This window comes from Arthrobacter sp. APC 3897 (genome assembly GCF_030407495.1).
Taxonomy (GTDB): domain Bacteria; phylum Actinomycetota; class Actinomycetes; order Actinomycetales; family Micrococcaceae; genus Arthrobacter_B.
Window position 1 is genome coordinate 33632 of the sequence record NZ_JASDDG010000007.1, and the last position, 20102, is coordinate 53733.

At 64.5% G+C, this 20102-nt stretch carries 21 protein-coding genes; 9 read left to right on the forward strand and 12 right to left on the reverse strand.

All coding sequences use genetic code 11. The annotated features are described in order from the left end of the window. Window positions 1–12: 12 nt before the first annotated feature. The 3 genes from QMA10_RS05115 to QMA10_RS05125 all read right to left on the reverse strand — a co-directional run bounded on the left by QMA10_RS05115 (window position 13) and on the right by QMA10_RS05125 (window position 4303). Window positions 13–1545, reverse strand: coding sequence for a hypothetical protein (locus tag QMA10_RS05115; protein ID WP_290166696.1), 1533 nt, complete (start codon window positions 1543–1545; stop codon window positions 13–15). Then, window positions 1542–2855, reverse strand: coding sequence for an AAA family ATPase (locus QMA10_RS05120; RefSeq protein ID WP_290166697.1), 1314 nt, complete (start codon window positions 2853–2855; stop codon window positions 1542–1544). The genes QMA10_RS05115 and QMA10_RS05120 overlap by 4 nt, the downstream gene beginning before the upstream one ends. 158 nt (window positions 2856–3013) lie before the next feature. Beyond that, on the reverse strand, window positions 3014–4303 hold the full coding sequence (locus QMA10_RS05125) for an adenylosuccinate synthase (RefSeq protein WP_290166698.1): 1290 nt from the start codon (window positions 4301–4303) through the stop codon (window positions 3014–3016). Window positions 4304–4534: 231 nt separating this feature from the next. On the opposite strand from QMA10_RS05125, the gene QMA10_RS05130 reads away from it, so the two are divergent. From QMA10_RS05130 to QMA10_RS05145, 4 genes are all read left to right on the forward strand, one after another. Beyond that, window positions 4535–5128, forward strand: a complete 594-nt coding sequence (locus QMA10_RS05130; protein WP_290166700.1) for a hypothetical protein — start codon at window positions 4535–4537, stop codon at window positions 5126–5128. A gap of 137 nt (window positions 5129–5265) precedes the next feature. Next, a complete protein-coding gene (locus tag QMA10_RS05135; RefSeq protein ID WP_290166702.1) occupies window positions 5266–5685 on the forward strand; it encodes an excalibur calcium-binding domain-containing protein in 420 nt (139 codons plus the stop codon). A gap of 105 nt (window positions 5686–5790) precedes the next feature. After that, on the forward strand, window positions 5791–6432 hold the full coding sequence (locus tag QMA10_RS05140) for a sortase (RefSeq protein WP_290166704.1): 642 nt from the start codon (window positions 5791–5793) through the stop codon (window positions 6430–6432). A 118-nt stretch (window positions 6433–6550) separates the two neighbouring features. Continuing rightward, window positions 6551–7051, forward strand: a complete 501-nt coding sequence (locus QMA10_RS05145) for a DUF427 domain-containing protein (protein WP_290166706.1) — start codon at window positions 6551–6553, stop codon at window positions 7049–7051. Between the two features lie 92 nt (window positions 7052–7143). Here the strand turns inward: QMA10_RS05145 and QMA10_RS05150 are convergent, their stop codons facing one another. From QMA10_RS05150 to QMA10_RS05160, 3 genes are all read right to left on the reverse strand, one after another. After that, a complete protein-coding gene (locus tag QMA10_RS05150; RefSeq protein WP_290166708.1) occupies window positions 7144–7572 on the reverse strand; it encodes a DUF3151 domain-containing protein in 429 nt (142 codons plus the stop codon). Continuing rightward, complete coding sequence (fbaA, locus tag QMA10_RS05155; RefSeq protein ID WP_290166710.1) at window positions 7572–8591, reverse strand: class II fructose-bisphosphate aldolase; 1020 nt, start codon at window positions 8589–8591, stop codon at window positions 7572–7574. The genes QMA10_RS05150 and fbaA overlap by 1 nt, the downstream gene beginning before the upstream one ends. 159 nt (window positions 8592–8750) lie before the next feature. Next, a complete protein-coding gene (locus QMA10_RS05160; protein ID WP_290166817.1) occupies window positions 8751–9404 on the reverse strand; it encodes an RNA methyltransferase in 654 nt (217 codons plus the stop codon). Window positions 9405–9561: 157 nt separating this feature from the next. Between QMA10_RS05160 and QMA10_RS05165 the strand changes: the two genes are divergently transcribed. Next, entirely contained in the window at window positions 9562–10314 is a 753-nt protein-coding gene (locus QMA10_RS05165; RefSeq protein ID WP_290166819.1) for an HAD-IIA family hydrolase, read from the forward strand. A 29-nt stretch (window positions 10315–10343) separates the two neighbouring features. Here the strand turns inward: QMA10_RS05165 and QMA10_RS05170 are convergent, their stop codons facing one another. The 5 genes from QMA10_RS05170 to QMA10_RS05190 form a co-directional block, all read right to left on the reverse strand. After that, window positions 10344–11342, reverse strand: coding sequence for an alpha/beta hydrolase (locus QMA10_RS05170; protein WP_290166711.1), 999 nt, complete (start codon window positions 11340–11342; stop codon window positions 10344–10346). Between the two features lie 54 nt (window positions 11343–11396). Then, on the reverse strand, window positions 11397–11966 hold the full coding sequence (pyrE, locus tag QMA10_RS05175; RefSeq protein WP_290166713.1) for an orotate phosphoribosyltransferase: 570 nt from the start codon (window positions 11964–11966) through the stop codon (window positions 11397–11399). Between the two features lie 111 nt (window positions 11967–12077). Beyond that, entirely contained in the window at window positions 12078–12356 is a 279-nt protein-coding gene (locus QMA10_RS05180; protein ID WP_290166714.1) for an HPr family phosphocarrier protein, read from the reverse strand. 25 nt (window positions 12357–12381) lie between these two features. Beyond that, window positions 12382–14076: a phosphoenolpyruvate--protein phosphotransferase gene (ptsP, locus tag QMA10_RS05185; RefSeq protein WP_290166821.1), complete on the reverse strand. Its 1695-nt coding sequence runs from the start codon at window positions 14074–14076 to the stop codon at window positions 12382–12384. 104 nt (window positions 14077–14180) lie between these two features. Further along, window positions 14181–15035, reverse strand: coding sequence for a class II fructose-bisphosphate aldolase (locus tag QMA10_RS05190; RefSeq protein WP_290166716.1), 855 nt, complete (start codon window positions 15033–15035; stop codon window positions 14181–14183). A 240-nt stretch (window positions 15036–15275) separates the two neighbouring features. On the opposite strand from QMA10_RS05190, the gene QMA10_RS05195 reads away from it, so the two are divergent. The 3 genes from QMA10_RS05195 to QMA10_RS05205 are packed head-to-tail and all read left to right on the forward strand — an operon-like array spanning window position 15276 to window position 18240. Beyond that, complete coding sequence (locus QMA10_RS05195) at window positions 15276–16301, forward strand: 1-phosphofructokinase family hexose kinase (RefSeq protein WP_290166718.1); 1026 nt, start codon at window positions 15276–15278, stop codon at window positions 16299–16301. An 8-nt stretch (window positions 16302–16309) separates the two neighbouring features. Continuing rightward, window positions 16310–17782 carry a fructose-specific PTS transporter subunit EIIC gene (locus QMA10_RS05200; RefSeq protein WP_290166720.1) on the forward strand — a complete coding sequence of 491 codons (1473 nt, stop codon included), beginning with the start codon at window positions 16310–16312 and terminating at the stop codon, window positions 17780–17782. Then, the gene (locus QMA10_RS05205) at window positions 17779–18240 is read left to right on the forward strand and encodes a PTS sugar transporter subunit IIA (protein ID WP_290166722.1); all 462 of its coding nucleotides are present in this window, start codon (window positions 17779–17781) and stop codon (window positions 18238–18240) included. Before QMA10_RS05200 ends, QMA10_RS05205 begins: the two co-directional genes overlap by 4 nt. Before the next feature lie 83 nt (window positions 18241–18323). Here the strand turns inward: QMA10_RS05205 and QMA10_RS05210 are convergent, their stop codons facing one another. Continuing rightward, a complete protein-coding gene (locus QMA10_RS05210) occupies window positions 18324–19121 on the reverse strand; it encodes a DeoR/GlpR family DNA-binding transcription regulator (protein WP_290166724.1) in 798 nt (265 codons plus the stop codon). Between the two features lie 143 nt (window positions 19122–19264). Between QMA10_RS05210 and nadE the strand changes: the two genes are divergently transcribed. Continuing rightward, window positions 19265–20089 (forward strand): ammonia-dependent NAD(+) synthetase, encoded by an 825-nt coding sequence (nadE, locus tag QMA10_RS05215; protein WP_290166726.1) that lies wholly within the window; start codon window positions 19265–19267, stop codon window positions 20087–20089. The last annotated feature ends 13 nt before the right edge of the window (window positions 20090–20102 follow it).

The following is a 20102-nucleotide window of genomic DNA, read 5'->3' on the forward strand; positions in this document are numbered from 1 at the left end:
TGAGGAGCGGGCCTAAGGTCCGGCCGGCAGGCTCACCCGGGGAACAGGCGGAAATGACACCTCAGGCATGGGCGGCAGCGTCACCGCAGGGAAGGGTGTGGGGTTGCCGAACGTGGGGGTCGGGATCCGGGGCGGCTCCTGCACCGGTGACGGCTCCGGCGGCTCCGGAAGACCGCCTGAACGCAGCAGATACGTCCCGTTGGTGCCCAGGACCGCGATGAGGATCAGCGCTGCGGCAACGAACACTGCGGAGCGCAGCGTCACGCCCGTGATGAGCCGCCGCCCCATCATCCCCGCGAGGGCCGCCGCCAGCATCAGGGCCAGGGACAGCAGCGAGGCTCCGGCAAACACCAGGCGGTCCGCATGGACCAGCGTGAGGAGGCTGAGCAGGCACCCCGCCACAATGAGAGTGGCGTTGCTGCGGCGGGTGTCAGGCCGCTGGTACCGGACGCCGGCCGGTTGGCCGTCCCGCTCTTCACCGGCCAGCAGCAGTTGATAGCCCGCAGCTGCCGGCAGCAGCCCGGCCACGGTGAACACCAGGAACCACTGCAGCGGCTCCCCCGTTCCGGCGACGGCCGCGCCCAGCGTTCCGGCACTGACCGCGAGCATGCCCGCCAGGGTCAGCCGGCGGCTGAGCCGGGTGAGCGGTCCGGTACGCTGCAGGTCCTCGAGGTAGTCCCCCGGCAGTTCCTGCCGCAGCACCCGGTAGCGCCGCCGCGAACGCCAGGCGAAAACAAACGCCAGAAACAGGGCAACGGGAACGGCACCGCCCACGGCAGCTGCGGGCACAAACGGAGCCAGGAAACAGAAGAAGACCACCTGCAGCCAGGGCAGGATGGCCAGCCGCCGCAGGCGGGCGTAAGCCTGGGCGCGCAGGAGCAGATGCGCCTGGCTGTCCATGGGATCCTGTGCCAGCAGGGAGCGCAGCACCTCCGCTTCGCCGCCCACCACGTCCTGCCCGCCGGTAAGCCGGGTTCCCAGCATCAGCAGAGCACGGTTGCCGGGGTCCACGGCGAGCCCGCCGGAGAGGTACCTGGCGGCGTCCTCCCGCGCACCCATCCGACCGCTGGCCGAGGCGGCCAGCCAGTAGTAGTCCGCGTTGTCCGGGTTCAGTTCCATGGCCGTGCGGGCTGCGTCCCGGGCGGCTGCCCACTCCGGTTTCCCCCCTGACGGTGTGTTCAGATGCATGACGCCCAGCCAGTAATGGCTCTCCGGATCATCAGGAGCCAGCTCCACGGTGCGCAGCGCGAGGTCAACGGCTTCCTCATGCCTGCCCTGGTACAGCACCGCGAGACTCAGGTTGGTCAGTACGCCGGTGTCCTCCGGACCCATGGCCAGCGCCTGCCGTCCGGCGGATTCGGCTTCCGGGTACCGTTCCAGGATCAGGAAGACGCGGCAGAACAGGTGCCAGATAAACGGTGCGTCCCGGTGCCCGGGCAGCTGCGACTGCAGCAGCTGCAGTGCCTCCCCGGGCCGCCGGGCGGAAAGGAGCGCCTCAAACCGCAGGTTCACCATGGCCGGCTCCAGCACGCCGGTGGCGCTCACAGGATGCTGCGGGAGCGCAGGTATTCAGCCAGGTCGTTGTACCGGCCGTGGTCGTTGCTGAATTTCACCACGTTCCGGGAGGACTCCAGCCAGGGCAGGGTGGACGGCCCAATTTCCTCCAGCGCCGCATCAATGTGCGTCATGCTGATGGGGCAGATCCGGTTGGCACTGATGGATTCCGTCATGGCTTTCTCAGCGGCTGTCACGCAGATGTGGGCCAGGTCCGCCCCCGAGAACAGCTCTGTCCGGGTGGCAATGGCGGTAAGGTCTATTCCGGCCAGCGGACGGTCCCGGAGGTGGTATTCGAGGATGGTCCTGCGCGCCTCAAAGTCCGGCGGGGTCACCAGCAGGGTGCGGTCCAGCCGTCCGGGGCGAAGCAGGGCCTCATCGAGGTCCCAGGGGTGGTTGGTGGCGGCCAGCAGGTACAGGCCGTCATTGTTGCCCGCCATCGAATCCATCTCGATCAGCAGCTGATTGACCATCTGCCGGATCATGGCGTGGTGGCCCAGCCCGCTGCGCTTCATGCCGATGGCGTCCACTTCGTCCAGGAACAGCACTGTCGGCGAGTGTGCGCGGGCCGAGTCGAAAACAGCCTTCATGTTCTTCTCGGTCACCCCGTGGTAGGGGTCGAGGATGTCCGTCATGGTGACGGACATGAAAACGGCCCCCAGTTCGCCAGCCACGGCACGCGCGAGGAACGTCTTGCCGCAGCCGGGCGGCCCGTAGAGCAACAGACCGCCGCGCAGGGATTTACCGAAAGCCTTGGCCAGCTCTGCATTCTTCATGGGCTGCATGAAGGATTCGTCCAACCGTTTCTTGACAGCGTCCAGTCCACCCACGTCCGCCAGGGTGATCGGCGGGGTTTCCGGTTCCAGGGGAGCGACGCCGTCGCGGCTTTCCCCTGCGGCCAGCTGCGGTTCCGCGACGAAGGGCGGGGGAATATCCGAGCCCACCTCGCTTTCCGCGCGGGTCCAGTCGAAGGCTGCGTCCGCGGGGTCAATGTCGGCATGCGGGGAGGGGTCCGGCTGTGCTGCGGCTTTTTCTGCTTCCGCGGCCCGGGCGGCGGGTTCTTCAGCGGGTGCCGGAGCCGGTCCGGCGGCTTGGCCGGTCATTGCCGCCACGGTGCGGCTGAGGAGAGCAAGCGCCGGCCGGCTGCCCGGGTCCCGCTGCAGGACAGCGTTGACTTCGCCAACGGCGTCGGAATGCCGGCCGGATCCCAGCAGCATCTCGGCCAGGTGCAGCCGCAGCCCTGAATCCTCCGGATTGGCGTCCACGGCCCGTCGAAGGCTGGCCAGTAAATCCTCGTTCATTTCCGCGGTCCCCCCAAGATGTCTACGGCACATCGCACTCTGCTTTGGTCCCATCCTGCCATGCGTCGACGGGATCCCGGCTCATGGCATGCACCGCATCCGGGTACGCGAAAGCCCCGCGGCCGCGGCGGCTGCGGGGCTTTGCACAAGGTTCGGGACTATTCGGAAATCAGGTCCCGCACCACAATGGTCTGATCCCGGTCCGGGCCTACGCCGATGGCGGAGAACCGCGTGCCGGACATCTTTTCCAGGGCCAGCACATAATCCCGGGCGTTCTTGGGCAGGTCGTCCAGGGTCCGGGCGCCGGTGATGTCCTCGGTCCAGCCGTCGAAGTACTCGAAGATCGGCTTGGCGTGGTGGAAATCGGTCTGCGTCATCGGCATCTCGTCGAACCGCACGCCGTCGACGTCGTAGGCCACGCACACCGGAATCTTCTCAATGCCCGTGAGCACGTCCAGCTTGGTCACGAAGTAGTCCGTGAAGCCGTTGACGCGGGAAGCGTGGCGCGCCAGCACGGCGTCGTACCAGCCGCAGCGGCGCGGACGGCCGGTGTTCACGCCAAACTCGCCGCCGGTCTTCTGCAGGTACAGGCCCATGTCGTCGAACAGCTCGGTGGGGAACGGACCGGCACCCACACGGGTGGTGTACGCCTTGATGATGCCCACGGAACGGGTGATGCGGGTGGGGCCGATGCCCGAGCCCACTGACGCGCCGCCGGCCGTCGGGTTGGAGGAGGTCACAAACGGGTAGGTGCCGTGGTCCACGTCCAGGAACGTGGCCTGGCCGCCTTCCATCAGGACAACTTTGCCCTCGTCCAGTGCCCGGTTCAGCTCAAACGTGGAGTCGATGACCATGGGGCGCAGCCGGTCCGCGTAGGACAGGAAGTATTCGACAACCTCTTCGACGTCGACGTCGCGGCGGTTGTAGACCTTGACCAGCAGCTGGTTCTTCTGGCGCAGGGAGCCTTCAACCTTCTGGCGCAGGATGGATTCGTCGAAGATGTCCTGCACGCGGATGCCGAGGCGGGCCACCTTGTCCATGTAGGCCGGGCCGATGCCGCGGCCGGTGGTGCCGATGGCGCGCTTGCCCAGGAAGCGTTCGGTGACCTTGTCCATGACCTGGTGGAACGGGGCCACCAGGTGGGCGTTGGCGGAGATCCGCAGCTTGGAGGTGTCCGCCCCGCGTGCTTCCAGTCCGTCAATTTCGGTGAAGAGCGCCTCGAGGTTCACCACGCAGCCGTTGCCGATCACCGGAATGGCGTTGGGGCTCAGGATGCCGGCCGGCAGAAGCTTGAGTTCGTATTTTTCACCGCCGACGACGACGGTGTGGCCGGCGTTGTTTCCGCCGTTGGGCTTGACGACATAGTCGACACGGCCCCCGAGCAGGTCAGTGGCCTTACCTTTACCTTCGTCGCCCCACTGGGCGCCGACGATGACAATTGCGGGCATGGGATCCTCCCCCATTAGTTACGAAAGGGAGAATGACGCCGACGGCGCGATCCGCTTCCGTGCATGAGAACGCCCCTAAACTCCCAAGCCGGACCGGAAATGGCTGTGGGCCGGGTCTGGCCGGAGTCGCGGGGCTCTTACCTGTCAAGTTTAGCCGATTGTAGGTCCTGTGCCCTTTTGGAAGCGCCGTAGAAGGTATTCCGGCCGGTGTTACCCGGGTAGCGTGGCCGGATGGAGCGTTTTGTGGGCTATATCGCCGGCGTTGGTACATCCTCCGGCACCCGGATGGTGGTGGGCCATTGGCTGGAGTCACCGTTTGGGGCCTTCACGGATGTCATGGTGGAGAACGCCGCCGGATCACGTCTGCTGCTGGCCCCCGGTTCCGAGGTCGCCGACTATGTGTCCGGCACCTATTCCTTTGATGCGGTGGACGTGGCCGACGTCGAGGCCCGGCTCACGGCGGACAGCCTCCTGCTCAGCGCGGGGCCGCTGCGGCTACGGGCTGAGCTGGGGCCGCGCACCGCCCTCGGGCAGCTGCTGGAGCGGATTCCGCCCGCCCTGGCTGTTCATCCGCGCTGGCTGGCTGCCGTCAGTCCCGTGGCCGGGCTGCTGGTACCCGGTGTCCGGACGTCGGGCTCAGCGGGCGGCGGGCGCCGCGAGTACTACGGGGTCCGGTCCATCCGTTCCCTCACAGGAGCGCAGGCCAGCTGGGACGGCCGCGATTTGGGCGGCCTGTCACCCATAGATCCGCCGGTTCGCTTCGGTTTCAGCTCAGTGCCGCCGAAGCCGCAAATAGTGGCCGTGACTACCAGCATTGTTTCCTGACGACCTTTTGGCCCGATTTAATCTGCGTGCCGCGTCGGCATAAACGCCGGCTACCCGGGTGACAAAACTACCGTGTCCATACTCTCTTTCCTGTCACCGTCACTCGGATGACAACCCCACATGGAAAGCAGAGCACAATGAAGAAACGCACTGCAGGACTCGCACTCGCAGCGGTAACCGGACTCTCGGCACTATCTGCGACGCCGGCTGTCGCTATGACCACGCCCTATGCAACCTGTGGCGAGGCCGAGGCTGACGGCGTCTACAACATTCCCGCCGGAGATCCTCGTTACGCTCCCAACCTGGATCGGGATGGAGACGGGATCGCCTGCGAAAACCCGGAGTCAACTCCGAGCGATCCTCCCTCACCGGAACCCACCCAACCACCCACACCAACAGACACCGGCATGCCAACTCCCAAGGGCGGAGTGGATGCCGGTGTGACGACTGAGAAGGGGACGGACTTGGGTTCAGTCGCCCTGGCCGGAGGACTCATGCTGGCAGCAGCCGGGGCCGGAACCTTCGTCGTTCGGCGCCGCAGCGGGAACCATGCCTAGTTCCAGGCGGCCAGGGGAGGCCGGAACAGGGCTCCAATGCTCATGAGCCGGCTAACAGCTAAGACCGGCGGCGGCAGGAGTGCTCGGGCAACTGCCGCCGCCGGCATGCTTCTCACTACCTGTCTGCTGCTCCCGGGATGTGGAACCGGCTCTGGCGCTGAAGCGCTGCCGCCGGAAGCATCAGCGTCGTCCTGGCAGCTGACGCCGGCGCCCGCTCAGACCGCCAGCAGCACCGTCACCTCCGAGCCAACAGCACCCCCCAGTCCTGAGCCGGCGGATGGGACGGCCGGCAAGTCGACGGCACTGCCCAAAACCCTGACGCTGCCGTCCATCGCTGCAGGGTCGGACCTGGTCCAGGTGGGCCTCCGGGAGGACGGCACCCTGGAAGTACCTCCCGGCAACCCAGGAGCACCCGCCGCCTGGTACAAAAGTTCACCCAAACCCGGAGACCCCGGACCGGCTGTGATTCTGGGGCACGTCAACGCCGATGACGGCGGGCCGGGAGTCTTCGCGGATCTGCGGGACCTGCAGCCGCATGAGGAAATCCAGGTTCAGCGTGAAGACGGTTCCACCGCGGTTTTTACAGTGTTGTACGGCGAGCAGTATCCCAAGGACACCTTCCCCTCCGAGAAGGTCTACGGAAACACCGACGGGCCTGAACTCCGCCTGATTACCTGCGACGGATACGATCCCGAGACCGGAACCTTCGGTGACAACTACGTTGTCTATGCGCGGCTTGCTTCCTAGGCCTTCTTCCTGCCGGAAGCACCCATCCCGCACGGCCCCAGCTCCGAATCACGGCATAACCCGGAACCTCCCAGTCCGGGCAGGAGCCACCCAAGGCCGCCAGGCGAAAGGGCTGATCATGGAACAACACCCTCTGCATCCGGAGCAGGAACGTGCCGCAGAATCCGTCTGGGACTATCCCCGGCCGCCGCGGCTAGAGCCGACGTCGGAGCATGTCCAGGTTTTCCTCGGCGGGCAGCTGATTGCCGACACCACCTCTGCCGTCCGCGTGCTGGAGACCAGCCATCCGCCGGTCTACTACCTTCCGTTCGAGGACTTCGCACCCGGTGCGCTGGTCCCTGCCCGCGGATCCACCTGGTGCGAGTACAAGGGAAAGGCTGCGTATTTTGACGTCCTCGGCGGAAACGAACGGGCAGCACGGGCGGCATGGACGTATCCCGATCCGGTGACCGGCTACGCACCCCTGGCCGACCGGGCAGCGGTGTATCCCGGACGGATGGACCGCTGCACCGTGGACGGAGAAGAGGTCCGGGCGCAGGAGGGCGATTTCTACGGAGGCTGGATCACCGGACGCATCACGGGCCCCTTCAAGGGAGCACCGGGCACCGGAGGCTGGTAACAGCCGCCAACCCGGGGACGGCCCGGACAGGCCAAAGGCCGGGCACCCGGCAGAAGCTGGGTACCCGGCCTTTGGCACGGATCAGCGCACGATCAAGACTCGCGTCCTTCAATGGCAATCTTCGCCTGCGGATCCGACTCGTTCAGGAACTTGGTGATCCGGTCCACTTCCTCGGCCTCGCCGATGGCCGCTGCCGCCCGGCCCAGGGCGTACAGCGAACGCAGGAAACCCTGGTTCGGTACGTGCTCCCACGGGATGGGACCGGCACCCCGCCAGCCCGAGCGCCGCAGGGCGTCCAGGCCGCGGTGATAGCCAACCCGGGCGTACGCGTAGGACTCAATGGTCCGTCCCTCGTCGAAGGCCTCGTCGGCCAGAATGGCCCAGACCTGGGAGGAGGTGGGGTGTTTCGCTGCCAGGTCCACGGCTTCGTCACCGGCTTCGAGGCGGTCGACGACGTCGGTCTCCTCCGGCAGGTACGTGGGCTCCGGGCCTAGCAGGTTCTTGCGGAATTCATCTGACATTAGAGGGACTTGCCTGCCGATCCTAGGTTCTGGGCTGCTTCAACCACGCGGGCGGACATGCCGGCTTCCGCCGACGCGCCCCACACGCGGGGGTCATACTGTTTCTTGTTGCCAACTTCGCCGTCGACCTTAAGGACGCCGTCGTAGTTGCGGAACATGTGGTCCACCACCGGGCGGGTGTAGGCGTACTGCGTGTCGGTGTCGATGTTCATCTTCACCACGCCGTACGAAACGGCGTCGGCGATCTCCTGAGCGGAAGAACCCGAGCCGCCGTGGAAGACCAGGTCAAAGGGACGTTCCCGGCCAATGGATTCGCCTACGGCGTCCTGGATGTCCTTGAGGATTTCGGGGCGCAGCTTCACGCCGCCGGGCTTGTACACGCCATGCACGTTGCCGAAGGTGAGAGCCGTGATGTAGCGGCCCTTGTCACCGGTGCCGAGGGCCTCGATGGTCTTCATCCCGTCCGCCACGGTGGTGTAAAGCTTATCGTTGATGGCGTTTTCCACGCCGTCTTCCTCGCCGCCCACGGTGCCGATCTCCACCTCGAGGATCATCTTGGCGGCGTGGGTACGGGCAAGCAGTTCCTGGGCGATCCGCAGGTTGTCTTCGAGGGTTTCCGCGGAGCCGTCCCACATGTGGGAGTTGAAAATGGGGTCTTCGCCGCGCTTGACCGCGGCCTCGGAGGCCGCAAGCAGCGGCAGCACAAAGTCGTCCAGCTTGTCCTTGGGGCAGTGGTCCGTGTGCAGCGCAATGTTGACGTCATAGCTCTTCGCCACTTCGCGGGCATAGGCTGCGAAGGCCAGTGAACCGGTGACCATGTTCTTGATCGTGGCACCGGACCAGTACGCCGCACCGCCGGTGGACACCTGGATGATGCCGTCCGAGCCCGCCTCGGCGAACCCGGCGAGCGCGGCGTTCAGCGTCTGGGACGAGGTGACGTTCACTGCCGGATATGCGAATCCCCCGGCCTTTGCGCGGTCGATCATCTCGGCATAAATCTCAGGGGTTGCAATAGGCATGCTGACTCCTCGTGAAAGGTCGATCTACGGCAGGGCCAGGGCCCTCGTTGGCTTCCTACATCCTAGCCACAAGTATCCTGCGGGCAGTGCCCCGTGTCACGGTATAACGGGCTGCGGCCCCGCGCGGAGCCTGCAAGGGACCGGTTGGGGCGTCCCGGTTCAGTTCACCGTCTGGCCGAAAACATGCCGCCGGATCCAGCCGTGCATGGCGATGGCCGCAGCGGAGCCGGCGTTGATGGACCGGGTGGACCCGAACTGGGCGATGGACAGGGTGGCGTCGGCAGCGGCGTGCACCTCGGCGCTGAGCCCCGGACCTTCCTGCCCGAACACCAAGACGCAGTTCTGCGGCAGTTCGTAGGTTTCCAGGGGCACCGAATCCGGAAAGTTGTCGATTCCGATGATTCGCAGGCCTTCTCCGTGCGCCCACTGAACAAAATCTTCCACCGTGGGGTGGTGGCGCACATGCTGGTAGCGGTCGGTAACCATGGCGCCGCGGCGGTTCCAGCGCCGCCGTCCGATGATGTGCACTTCCTTGGCCATGAACGCGTTGGCGGTGCGGACCACGGTGCCGATATTGAAGTCGTGCTGCCAGTTCTCGATGGCCACGTGGAACGGATGCCGCTTGGTGTCCAGGTCCGCCACGATGGCATCGTGGTTCCAGTAGCGGTACTCGTCCACCACATTGCGGGCGTCGCCGTTGGCCAGCAGTTCCGGATCCCAGTGGTCGCCCTCCGGGAGGGGGCCTTCCCACGGGCCTACGCCCACCTGGTGGGACGGTGCGGTCTCGGATGTTTCATCGGGCAGGTCCGGCAATTGTTCAGCGCTGTCTTTCACCCTTCAAGCCTAAGGTGAAAGACTGGAAGGGATGACTTCGGGCAAACGGCGGCAACCGCCGGGAATACCCGATCCAGACGGCAAGAAAAGGAACAGCGTGGGCGAAAACGAGAACATTGAGTGCTGGCTGACAGACATGGACGGTGTCCTGGTTCACGAGAACAATCCCATTCCGGGTGCAGCCGAGCTCATTGACCGCTGGGTGGCCACGTCCAAGCGGTTCCTCGTCCTGACCAACAACTCGATCTACACGCCCCGGGATCTTGCCGCGCGGCTGCACGCCTCGGGGCTGGAGATCCCCGAGGAGAACCTGTGGACGTCCGCGCTGGCCACGGCCGAGTTCCTGAAGGACCAGGTCAAGAACGCCGGCGTGCCGGGCCGCTGCTTTGTGGTGGGCGAGGCAGGGCTGACGACGGCGCTGCACGAGGCCGGCATGATCCTTACGGACACCAATCCGGACTACGTGGTGCTGGGTGAAACCCGCACCTATTCCTTCGGCACCATCACCAAGGCCATCCGCCTGATCATGGGCGGCGCACGCTTCATTGCCACCAACCCGGACGTCACCGGGCCTTCGCCGGAGGGGCCGCTGCCCGCCACCGGCGCCATCGCGGCCCTGATTACTGCGGCCACCAACATGAAGCCGTACATTGTCGGCAAGCCCAACCCGATGATGTTCCGTTCCGCCATGCGCAAGATCGACGCGCATTCCGAATCAACGGCCATGATCGGCGACCGGATGGACACGGACATCATTGCGGGCATCGAAGCGGGCCTGACCACGGTCCTGGTCCTGAGCGGCATCACGCAGCGCGAGGACGTTAACGGCTATCCATTCCGTCCCACCCAGATCGTCAACTCAGTGTCGGACCTGATCAGCACCGTCTGAGCCGCGGACCGGCAACCGGGCGGCCGGCCTCAGAACACGGATTTCAGGCCGCCGCCCTTTTCCGGCGGAGAATACTGCCGCAGCACCTCGCGCACCACCCGCTGGTAGACCCCGGGATTCCACTGCGGGCTGGCATGCGCCGGGCTGGCTCCTTCGGTCACCAGGTCATTGGAGACCAGGTTGCGCGGGAACACGGAAGCCCAGGCACTCCTGGCGCCGAAGTAGTTGACCGTTTTGTCATCCGGGTTGCCGATGAATGCCAGCGAGGTTCCGCCCAGCGCGCGTGAGTAGCGCCAGGCATCGTAGCGGAAGATATAGGATGCCTCGGACTGGATCAGCGTGGTGGAAGGCGCCAGCGGTGAGAGCTGTTCAAGGGTCTGGTCCACGACGGTGCGCCATGTCCGCTCGTCCTTATGCAGAACCCGCTCGCCCAGTTCGTAGCCGCCGCGGACCACGCTGGGAATCCGGTAGCCGGCGTCATACAGGGCCACCGCCCCCTGGAACATGGCACGGTCCAGGACGTCCTGCCGACCGGCGGGACTGGAGTCCAGGATGATGAGCTCGACGGCGACACCGCGCCCGAGCAGCCGGGCCGCCACCTCGACGGCGAGCATACCGCCGAAACTGTGCCCGTAAAAGTAGATGCGGCGCAGCTGATGGTTGCGGATGTAGCGGTAGACGGCAGCCACAATGTCATCGACGTCCAGCCCCCGGTTGGAGTAGCCCACGCCGGCCAGCTGCCCGCGGGTGGCCAGGACCGGCCGCAGGGAGTTCAAAATCCAGACCGTTTCTTCCCAGCTGGTCTTGTACCCGGGAAACAGGATCCAGGAAGCCGTGGGAAACCGCCGTTCCGCGGTGTCGTCGCGGACCCGGAGGATTTCCAGGTCCTCCCGGTAGCGCTGGATCCGCTGAGTGACCAGCAGATCCGCGGCCAGGGTCAGCCCCAGTGCACTGCCGGTCAAAAAACGCCGCCGGGAGAACCGCTTGAGGTCAGCGGCGGCCCGGAGGAACTCTGCCGGATCACTCACGGAAGCCCGGTTCCCGTGCCCGCCGCAGCGGATCCCGCCGTATTGGCCCCAGCCTTAGTCCAGGCCCAGTTCATCCTTGCCGAAGGCATACAGGTACGGCACACCAGCTTCCGCTTCAATACGTTCCTTTGAACCTGTGTCCCGGTCCACGATGACGGCAACGGCCACCACGTTTCCGCCGGCACGCCGGACGCCCTCCACGGCGGTGAGCGCCGAACCGCCGGTGGTGGACGTGTCTTCCAGGACCACCACGTTGCGTCCGGCAACGTCGGGGCCCTCAACCTGGCGGCCCATGCCGTAGGACTTCTGTGCCTTGCGCACCACGAACGCGTCGATGGGACGGCCGGCCCGGGCACCGGCATTCATCACCGCTGTGGCCACCGGGTCAGCACCCATGGTCAGCCCGCCGGCGCTCTCGAAGGAAATGCCGGCCGCATCTATGAGGTCCAGCATCACGTCACCCACGAGCTGGGAGGCCTCGTGGTGCAGCGTGACGCGGCGCAGATCAATGTAGTAATCAGCTTCGGCGCCTGAGGACAGCGTAACCTTTCCGCGGACCACCGCCAGCTCACCGATCAGTTCCAGGAGGCGGGCACGGGCAGCAGGCAAAACGGGCGCAGTCATGGCCTAATCGTATCCGGCAGGCCCTGCAGGTCTCGATTTAAGCCGTTTTGCGACGCTGCCGGGCGGGCGGCAGGTACCGCCCCGCCCGGCGCAGCCCGCGTGCCGGGACTCTTAGGCTGCGTCGTGGTCGGTTTCGAGGACCTGGACCAGCGCATCCAGGGCTTGGTCGGCGCCGGCACCCTCTGCACGCAACACGAGTTCCTCACCCTGGGCAGCCCCGAGCGCCATCAGGGACAGAATGCTGGCTGCGTCCATGGCGTCTTCCCTCGGGTCACCCGTTCTCGCGACAGTGACCTGCACACCGGTATCCTGTGCCGCCTCGGTAAAGATGGCCGCCGGTCGGGCGTGCAAACCGGAACGGCTGGCAACGATGGCAATACGTTCGGACATGATTCTCCTTGATGGTGATATTTGGTTACAAACCTAGTTCAGACAGAAGCGGAAGCGCGGAACGGACTGCGGACCGGGCAGCCGCAGCGGTGGGCGCTCTCAGTGCGACAGCGGCCAGCTCCCGGGCCTGGGCCACAGTGACGCTGCTGAGAACGGCGGACACCGGACCCAGCGCGCGGGCGCTCATCGACAGGGTGGTGATTCCCAGCCCCACCAGGACAACAGCGAGGGCAGGATCCGCTGCGGCCTCACCACAGACTCCGACACTCTTCGGTTTGCCGTCGGCGGCGCCTGCAGCGGCCGCCCCTTCGACGGTGAGCCGCACAAGCTGCAGCACCGCAGGCTGCCAAGGATCGTTGAGAGCTGCCAGGGACCCGAGCTGCCGGTCCGCTGCCATGGCGTATTGGGTGAGGTCATTCGTACCGATGGAGGCGAAGTCCACCTCCCCTAAGACCGAGGACGCCGTCAAGGCGGCTGAGGGCACTTCCACCATGACGCCCGGCGTGGCCAGTCCCAACCCGAGGCACAGGGACGCGAACTCGGCGGCTTCTTCGGCCGTCGAGATCATGGGCGCCATAACCCACACCTCGGCGGTGTGCGACGCTGCCGCAGTGGCGATTGCTTGCAGTTGGCGCTCGAGGACACCGGGGAAACCGGCATGGGCACGATAGCCCCGGACACCCAGCGCAGGGTTGGGCTCATCCAGGTTCGACAGGAACGGCAGCGGTTTGTCCGCTCCCGCATCCAGAGTCCGCACCACGACTTTCCTTCCGGGGAAAGCCTCGAACACCCCACCGTATGCTTCCACCTGGTCGGCGATTGTGGGTTCCGTGTCTCGATTCAAGAAACAGAATTCGGTGCGGAGCAGGCCAACGCCCTCAGCACATGCCACCGCCGCCAAGGCGGCATCGGCGGCACTACCTACGTTGGCCAGCAGCGGGACACTGAAGCCGTCCGCCGTCCTGCCGGAGCCGCTGAATGCCTTTAACGAGGAAGCCGACGCCGCCCATGACTCAGCAGCACGTTGCTGTTCCTCACCCGGAGAGCTGTTGACGATGCCGACCGCACCGTCAACGTAGACTGGCTGGCCGTCCGGTATTTCCTGGACCCCTGGTGCGGCCACAACGGCTGGAAGCCCGAGCGCGCGAGCCAGGATGGCAGTATGTGACTGGGGTCCGCCACTGGCGGTGACCAGGGCCAGCACTTTTCGCGGATCCAGTGTTGCAGTGTCCGCCGGCGCCAGATCTTCCGCAACGAGGATGAAGGGCTGCTCCGAGTATGGAATGCCCGGAGCAGGCTCGCCGCGCAGTTCGCACACGATCCTCGCTCGCACATCCAGAATGTCGGATACACGTTCGGCCATGTATCCGCCGAGCCCGCTGAGCATTTCCGCCACGCCCGAACCGGCTTCCCAGACGGCTCGCTCCGGGGTGCGGGCTCCGTCGGGACTGCTAAGCAACTTTATGGCCGACGTTACGAGCATCGGGTCCGTGGCCATCAATGCGGTCGCGGAAAGGATATTCTTCGCCTCTCCGCTCGCTGTCGCTGCGCGGGAGCGAAGATCGGCCTGCACTGCCTTGGCCGCGTCTTTGATTCGCTGGCTCTGGGATTCGAGTGTCCCTTGTGCCGGACTTCCGCCCGGGAAGGGGGGCTCCTGTACCGCTGCGGTCATCTGCCGCACAGGTGCCAGGACCCGTCCCGGAACTACTCCGACGCCCATATATGGTGTGCGCCTCGGGGCGTCTGCCGAACCGTTGCTGGGAAAGGTGGAGCTGGCTTCAAGCACTGCGTGTCCTTCTATCGAGTGCCTCTTTTGGAGGCTGCCTAAACGGAGATGGATGTTGCGCCCGACGCAAGGGTTGTCAGGCTGTGTTCCACAGTGGAGGCAATTGCGTCCCGTGAGAGCGTGAGGTACTTGCGCGGATCTACAACGGACGGATTACCGTCGAGGAACAGGCGGGTTGCCGTGGTGTAGGCGATATTCAGCGCGGTGCCGATATTGATCTTGACCATGCCGGACCGGGCAGCCAGCGTCAGTTCTTCGTCCGGCACTCCTGAGGAACCATGGAGAACCAGGGGGACGGGCACTATCGAGCTCAGCGCCCTAATCAGCTCATGGTCCAGAGCCGCCGATTTGGAGGTCATGGCATGGCTGGACCCGACTGCCACCGCCAGGGCCGCCACCCCCGTAGCTTTCACGAATTCCAGCGCTTCACCGGGGTCAGTCCGTACGCCGGGAGCATGCGCGCCATCCTTCCCGCCAACCTCTCCCAGTTCTGCTTCTATCCAGATGCCGTGCTTCCGCCCCCATTCCACGGCTTCGCGGGTGTTACGGACGTTCTCGGCGTAGCCGAAATGGGAGCCGTCATACATCACGGAACTTACGTCCAGCTCCGGAGCCATCTGCATCAGCGACATATCAGTGACGTGGTCCAGGTGCAGGGAGATATCTGACTTGGAATTCCGGGCAACGGCGGCACTCGCTGCCGCCAGGGCGTGCGGAAATCCGTGGAACCTGAGTGCATTTTCGCTGAGCTGCAGAATGACCGGCAGGCCGGCACTTTCCGCGCCCAGAGCGATGCCTTCAGCGTGCTCGAGCGTAATGACGTTGAAGGCGGCGACGGCGCAGCCTGCGGCACGCGCCTGCTCGACGAGGTCTCCGGTGGGGACAAGCGGCATTGCAGGCCTCCTAGGCAAACGGTGATCCGGCTCACCTAAATGTTGACACAAATCCAAGAAAGCGCAAGTATGTCCATGCAATGCCAACATGATCACGCAGCCCACCAACCTTCCCGGCTTACTGCCGGACCGGGTAGGCATGCTGTTCATTTCCGCCGATCCGGACCGATATACCGCAGTCAAGACGCCCCAACACTGCCGGGCACCGGGGGCATCGACCAAGTTGAAAGTGGAGCCAGCGTGATAGTAACGGTTACCCCCAGTCCCTCCATCGACTGGACCGTCAACGTAAATTCCTTTGAGTTTGCCGCGGTCAACATCGTGGCCTCCAAAAGCCGGGAGGCCAGCGGTAAGGGAATCAATGTTTCCGTGGCTCTCCACCGCAACGGAGTGGAGACCCTCGCCGTGTTTCCGGCGGGAAAGGAAACCGGACGGTTCCTGGTGACCGAGCTCCAGGCCCAGGACGTCCGGATAGTGAGCGTGGAGTCCGGGCAGGATGTTCGAACCAACATCACCCTGCTGGTTCCGGGTCACTCCGGAACCAAAATCAACGAAACCGGAACCGCACTCCCCGGACACATTCTTGAGCAGATTCTCTCTACCTGCCGGACCACCCTGAAACAGGGGATCGATGCGGGGCAGCCCGTCATGATGGCCATCTGCGGCAGCCTTCCGCCGGGTACACCCGAGCAATTCCATCGGAAGCTGATCCGCCTGGGCCGGGAACTGAGTGTGCCGACGGTAGTCGACGCTTCCGGTGAAGTCCTGAGCGCGGCCATCACGGAGCAGCCTGACCTGATCAAACCCAACGTGCACGAACTCGCGCATGAAGCCGGACGAAACATTGAGACCCTCGGGGATGTCATGGCCGCGGCGCAGGACCTGCGTGCCCGCGGGGTGGGATCCGTCCTGGCGAGCCTGGGAGCGGACGGCATGATGCTGATTGACGCTGACGGAGCACTCCATGGACAGGCAGACCGAGTCAAAGTGGTTAACACCGTGGGAGCAGGGGATGCCGCGCTGGCCGGGTTCCTGGCCGGGCTGGCAGTCCAAGGCGACCGTGCGGCCTGCCTGCGCAGTGCACTGCTCTATGCTTCCTCCGCCGTCGGACATGAAACAACGCTGTTCGAAGTTGATCCTTCCATTGCTCGAAGAATCACCATCGACGCAGGTTTTGACACCGCTTTCCGGCTCACGGAGCCCTCCGCAGGCCCATCCCGCTCAGCTATCCAGTCAACCAACCGCGCCGTCGCGGCCAACATTTAAGGAAAGACATGGCACCCATCCATATCGTCGCCGCCACCGGTTGCCCCACTGGTATCGCGCATACATTCATGGCCCAGGAGGCCCTTCAGCAGGCCGCTGAACGCCTCGGCGTGAGCATCAAGGTGGAAACCCACGGCCAGGTCGGCATCGAGAATGCCCTGACCGCGGAAGAGATTGCAGCAGCTGACGGCGTAATCATTGCTGCGGACAAAGACGTCAATGCAGCACGTTTCGACGGAAAGCGCGTCGTGGATGTGGGCGTTAAGGCCGGCATCAGCAGGCCCGATGCGCTGATTCAGGAAATCATAGACGGAACGGCACCTGTCCGCGGGAAACGCCCCGCGGCGCCGGTTGATGCCGCCGAGACCGAGGACCACAGCTTTTTCGGTGACACGACCGTGCAGATCGGCGCCGGATTCCAGATCCGTGACCTCTACAAACACCTGATGAACGGTGTCTCGTACATGCTGCCGTTCGTTGTCGGCGGCGGCGTCCTGGTGGCACTTTCCTTCCTATGGGGAATCTACTCGGCGGATCCCGAGCACCCGGAGCAGTACAACGAATTCGCTGCGATGCTTAATACCATCGGCGGAACCGCCATGGGCCTGATGGTGCCGGTTCTTTCCGCCTTCATTGCCGACTCGATCGGCAAGCGTCCGGCCCTGGTAGTCGGCCTGATCACCGGCCTGGTCGCCTCCAACGGGGGCACCGGTTTCCTGGGCGGCATCATCACCGGTTTCCTCTCCGGCTACGGCATGCTGTTGCTGGCAAAACTGCTGGACAGGCTGCCCCGTGCCCTGGGCGGCCTGAAGGCAATCTTCATCTTCCCCGTCCTGGGTACCTTCATCTTCGGGTCCATCACCTACCTGATCGCCTCACCCATGAAGGGAATCAACGCTTCCCTGCAGGACTTCCTGTCCGGCTTCCAAGACTCGAACCCCATCCTCCTTGGCCTGATTATCGGCGCCATGTGCGCTTTCGACATGGGCGGGCCGGTCAATAAGGCCGCCTACGTCACAGGTGTGGCACTTCTCGGAGACGGCAACTTCTTCTTCATGGCCGCCGTATCAGCAGCGTGCATCACCCCACCCCTCGTCACCGGATTTGCTGCTCTCTTTTTCCGCAAAGCGTTTGACCCCAAGACCCGGGATGCCGCCTACGTGAACTTCGCATTGGGAGCGACCCACATCACCGAAGGCGCCATTCCTTTCGCGGCCCGAAACCCGCTGCTCGTCATTCCGATCCTGATGGTTTCCTCGGCCGTCTCCGCCATTCTGACCTTCCTGTTCCAGGTTCAGGTGCCGGCTCCTCACGGCGGGTTCCTGGTCCTTCCCGTGGTCACCAATGGGCTGCAGTGGGTCGGAGCCATCTTGGCCGGATCAATCCTCGGCGGGCTCATCTACGGCTACGCCATGCAACGCCGCACCAACACCGCGCAAGTGAAGCCATCTATCGAATCTGAAAAGGAAGTCCTTGTATGAGCAACATCCTCGCTCCCGAAAACGTCACGCTCAACGCGTCTGCGGCCAGCCGGGCGGAAGTGTTCAGCCTTATAGCCGCAAAGGCCGTGGAGCTGGGAATCACCGCTGACGAAGCCACCGTGGTCGCCGGACTGGAAAGCCGTGAGCAACAGGGCACCACGGGCCTGATGGACGGCATCGCCATCCCGCACGCCAAGTCCGCCGGCATCGATAGCCCCGCGTTGGTCATCGTGCGCCTGCGCGACAGCGTGGAATGGGAAAGCCTGGATGGCCAGCCCATCAAGATGGCAATCTCACTTTTGATTCCGGAAGGTGAAGCGGGGACCACACACCTTTCGCTTTTGTCGCAGGTTGCCCGCACCCTCATGAAACCCGGGGTGCGTGCGGAGCTTCTGGCCGCTGGATCCCCGGAAGCGGTCATCGATCTGCTCAGCGAGCACGTGCTGACCGGCAGCTAAGCCTCAACGAACCGTTATCCCCGGAGTCAACACAGAAGGGGCGCTCCGCTGTCACGGCGGAGCGCCCCTTCCGTGTTTTTGGCTTAGACGCACTCCACGTGCACGCCGGCCGCCCGGAGCGCCTTAAGGTCCTTGTTCGCAATGCCCGTATCCGTGATAAGCACATCCACGTTAGACAGTTTGGCGTGCTGAACCGTACTCACCACATTGATTTTGCTGTGGTCGCATAGGAACACCCGGCGCCGTGCGCTGTTGAGCATGGCCCGCTTGATATGCGCTTCGGCGGCGTCCGGTGTTGTCAGCCCGCGTTCAATACTGATGCCGTTGGTCCCCAGAAACGCAACGTCGGCGTTCAATTCCGCGAGCGAGCGGAGCGCCCATTCATCAACTTCTGCCAGGGTGCGGCTGCGCAGCCTGCCACCGAGCGTGAAAACCGTCAGCAAGGGACGGTTCACAAGCGCCATGGCTATGGGCAGGGCATTGGTGAAAACTGTCAGTTCACGGTCGCCGGGGAACGTGTCAGCCAGCTTTTCCGTTGTAGAACCCGCTTCGATGAGCACGGACCCCTGATGGGGAAGGTACTCCAGGGCAGCCCTGGCGATTCTGGCTTTTTCGCTTGAGTACTCGGTACGGGCCGAAACCGCGGGCTCGAATGACAGCGAGTCTGCGGGAATTGCGCCGCCATGCACCCGTTTGAGCTGTCCGTGGCGCTCCAGATGGATTAGGTCCTTGCGGATACTCTCGCCGCTGACACCCAAGGCCGAGGCAAGCTCTGCTGTATCCACGCGTTGTTCCGCGCGCAGCTTGAGCAGAATCTGCTGCTGCCGCTGGACGGCATAGGCTGCACGTGCCACCGCATCTTCGTCGGAGGCCGTCGCCATATTTCCTGCTCCTTCTTACCGGATCTGCTGCTGGTCGACACGGAAATCCGTCCGTCCGGTTTCGGAAGCAGTTTCCGGATTACCTGCCCCGTCCTGTATAGCACGCCCGGCTCGCCTCAGCAGTGGCATGTAGGCTGAGGTCCATGCGTGAACTACAAAAGGAAATCATCGCGGAAATGGGCGTGCAGCCCACCATTGAACCGACTGCGGAAATCCGGCGTCGTGTGGATTTCCTCAAGGCCTACATGGCTGCCTCCCGCACGGGCGGATTTGTCCTGGGAATCAGCGGCGGCATCGACTCCACCCTTGCCGGCCGGCTGGCCCAGCTGGCCGTGGACGAGCTCAACGCCCAGGGCACCGAGGCGCAGTTCATCGCCCTGCGTCTGCCGTATCAGGTCCAGCATGACGAAGCTGACGCCCAGGCCGCGCTGGAATTCATCCAGCCCACGCTCTCCTGGGTCTACAACGTGGCGCCCGCCGTGGACGGTTATGAAGACGAATACGTCAAAATGACCGGCGAGCGGATCAGCGACTTCAATAAGGGCAACATCAAGGCCCGCGCCCGGATGACGGCGCAGTATGCAGTGGCCGGCCAGCATAACCTGCTGGTGATCGGCACGGACCACGGCGCCGAATCCGTGACCGGTTTCTTCACCAAGTACGGTGACGGCGGCGCTGACGTCCTGCCCCTGTTCGGCTTAAACAAGCGCCAGAACCGGCAGTTGCTGGCCGAACTCGGAGCGCCGGACTCCCTGGTCCACAAGGCTCCCACCGCGGACCTCCTGGATGACGCCCCCGGCCAGACGGATGAAACCGAACTGGGCATTTCCTACGACACCATTGATGACTATCTGGAAGGCAGGGATGTTCCGGCGGAGGATGCGGAGAAGATTGAACGCCGTTTCCTGATGACCCGGCACAAGCGCACTGTGCCCGTCAGCGTCCTGGACACATGGTGGAAGCCCTGAGGCATGCCCTGAA

Coding starts and splice junctions, on each gene's coding strand:
- QMA10_RS05205 (WP_290166722.1), top strand. CDS start 17,779: ATGAGCAACATCCTCGCTCCCGAAAACGTCACGCTCAACGCGTCTGCG.
- ptsP (WP_290166821.1), bottom strand. CDS start 14,076: ATGGGCGTCGGAGTAGTTCCGGGACGGGTCCTGGCACCTGTGCGGCAG.
- QMA10_RS05130 (WP_290166700.1), top strand. CDS start 4,535: ATGGAGCGTTTTGTGGGCTATATCGCCGGCGTTGGTACATCCTCCGGC.
- QMA10_RS05165 (WP_290166819.1), top strand. CDS start 9,562: ATGGACGGTGTCCTGGTTCACGAGAACAATCCCATTCCGGGTGCAGCC.
- QMA10_RS05145 (WP_290166706.1), top strand. CDS start 6,551: ATGGAACAACACCCTCTGCATCCGGAGCAGGAACGTGCCGCAGAATCC.
- pyrE (WP_290166713.1), bottom strand. CDS start 11,966: ATGACTGCGCCCGTTTTGCCTGCTGCCCGTGCCCGCCTCCTGGAACTG.
- QMA10_RS05180 (WP_290166714.1), bottom strand. CDS start 12,356: ATGTCCGAACGTATTGCCATCGTTGCCAGCCGTTCCGGTTTGCACGCC.
- QMA10_RS05125 (WP_290166698.1), bottom strand. CDS start 4,303: ATGCCCGCAATTGTCATCGTCGGCGCCCAGTGGGGCGACGAAGGTAAA.
- QMA10_RS05135 (WP_290166702.1), top strand. CDS start 5,266: ATGAAGAAACGCACTGCAGGACTCGCACTCGCAGCGGTAACCGGACTC.
- QMA10_RS05140 (WP_290166704.1), top strand. CDS start 5,791: ATGCTTCTCACTACCTGTCTGCTGCTCCCGGGATGTGGAACCGGCTCT.
- QMA10_RS05200 (WP_290166720.1), top strand. CDS start 16,310: ATGGCACCCATCCATATCGTCGCCGCCACCGGTTGCCCCACTGGTATC.
- nadE (WP_290166726.1), top strand. CDS start 19,265: ATGCGTGAACTACAAAAGGAAATCATCGCGGAAATGGGCGTGCAGCCC.
- QMA10_RS05120 (WP_290166697.1), bottom strand. CDS start 2,855: ATGAACGAGGATTTACTGGCCAGCCTTCGACGGGCCGTGGACGCCAAT.
- fbaA (WP_290166710.1), bottom strand. CDS start 8,591: ATGCCTATTGCAACCCCTGAGATTTATGCCGAGATGATCGACCGCGCA.
- QMA10_RS05190 (WP_290166716.1), bottom strand. CDS start 15,035: ATGCCGCTTGTCCCCACCGGAGACCTCGTCGAGCAGGCGCGTGCCGCA.
- QMA10_RS05150 (WP_290166708.1), bottom strand. CDS start 7,572: ATGTCAGATGAATTCCGCAAGAACCTGCTAGGCCCGGAGCCCACGTAC.
- QMA10_RS05210 (WP_290166724.1), bottom strand. CDS start 19,121: ATGGCGACGGCCTCCGACGAAGATGCGGTGGCACGTGCAGCCTATGCC.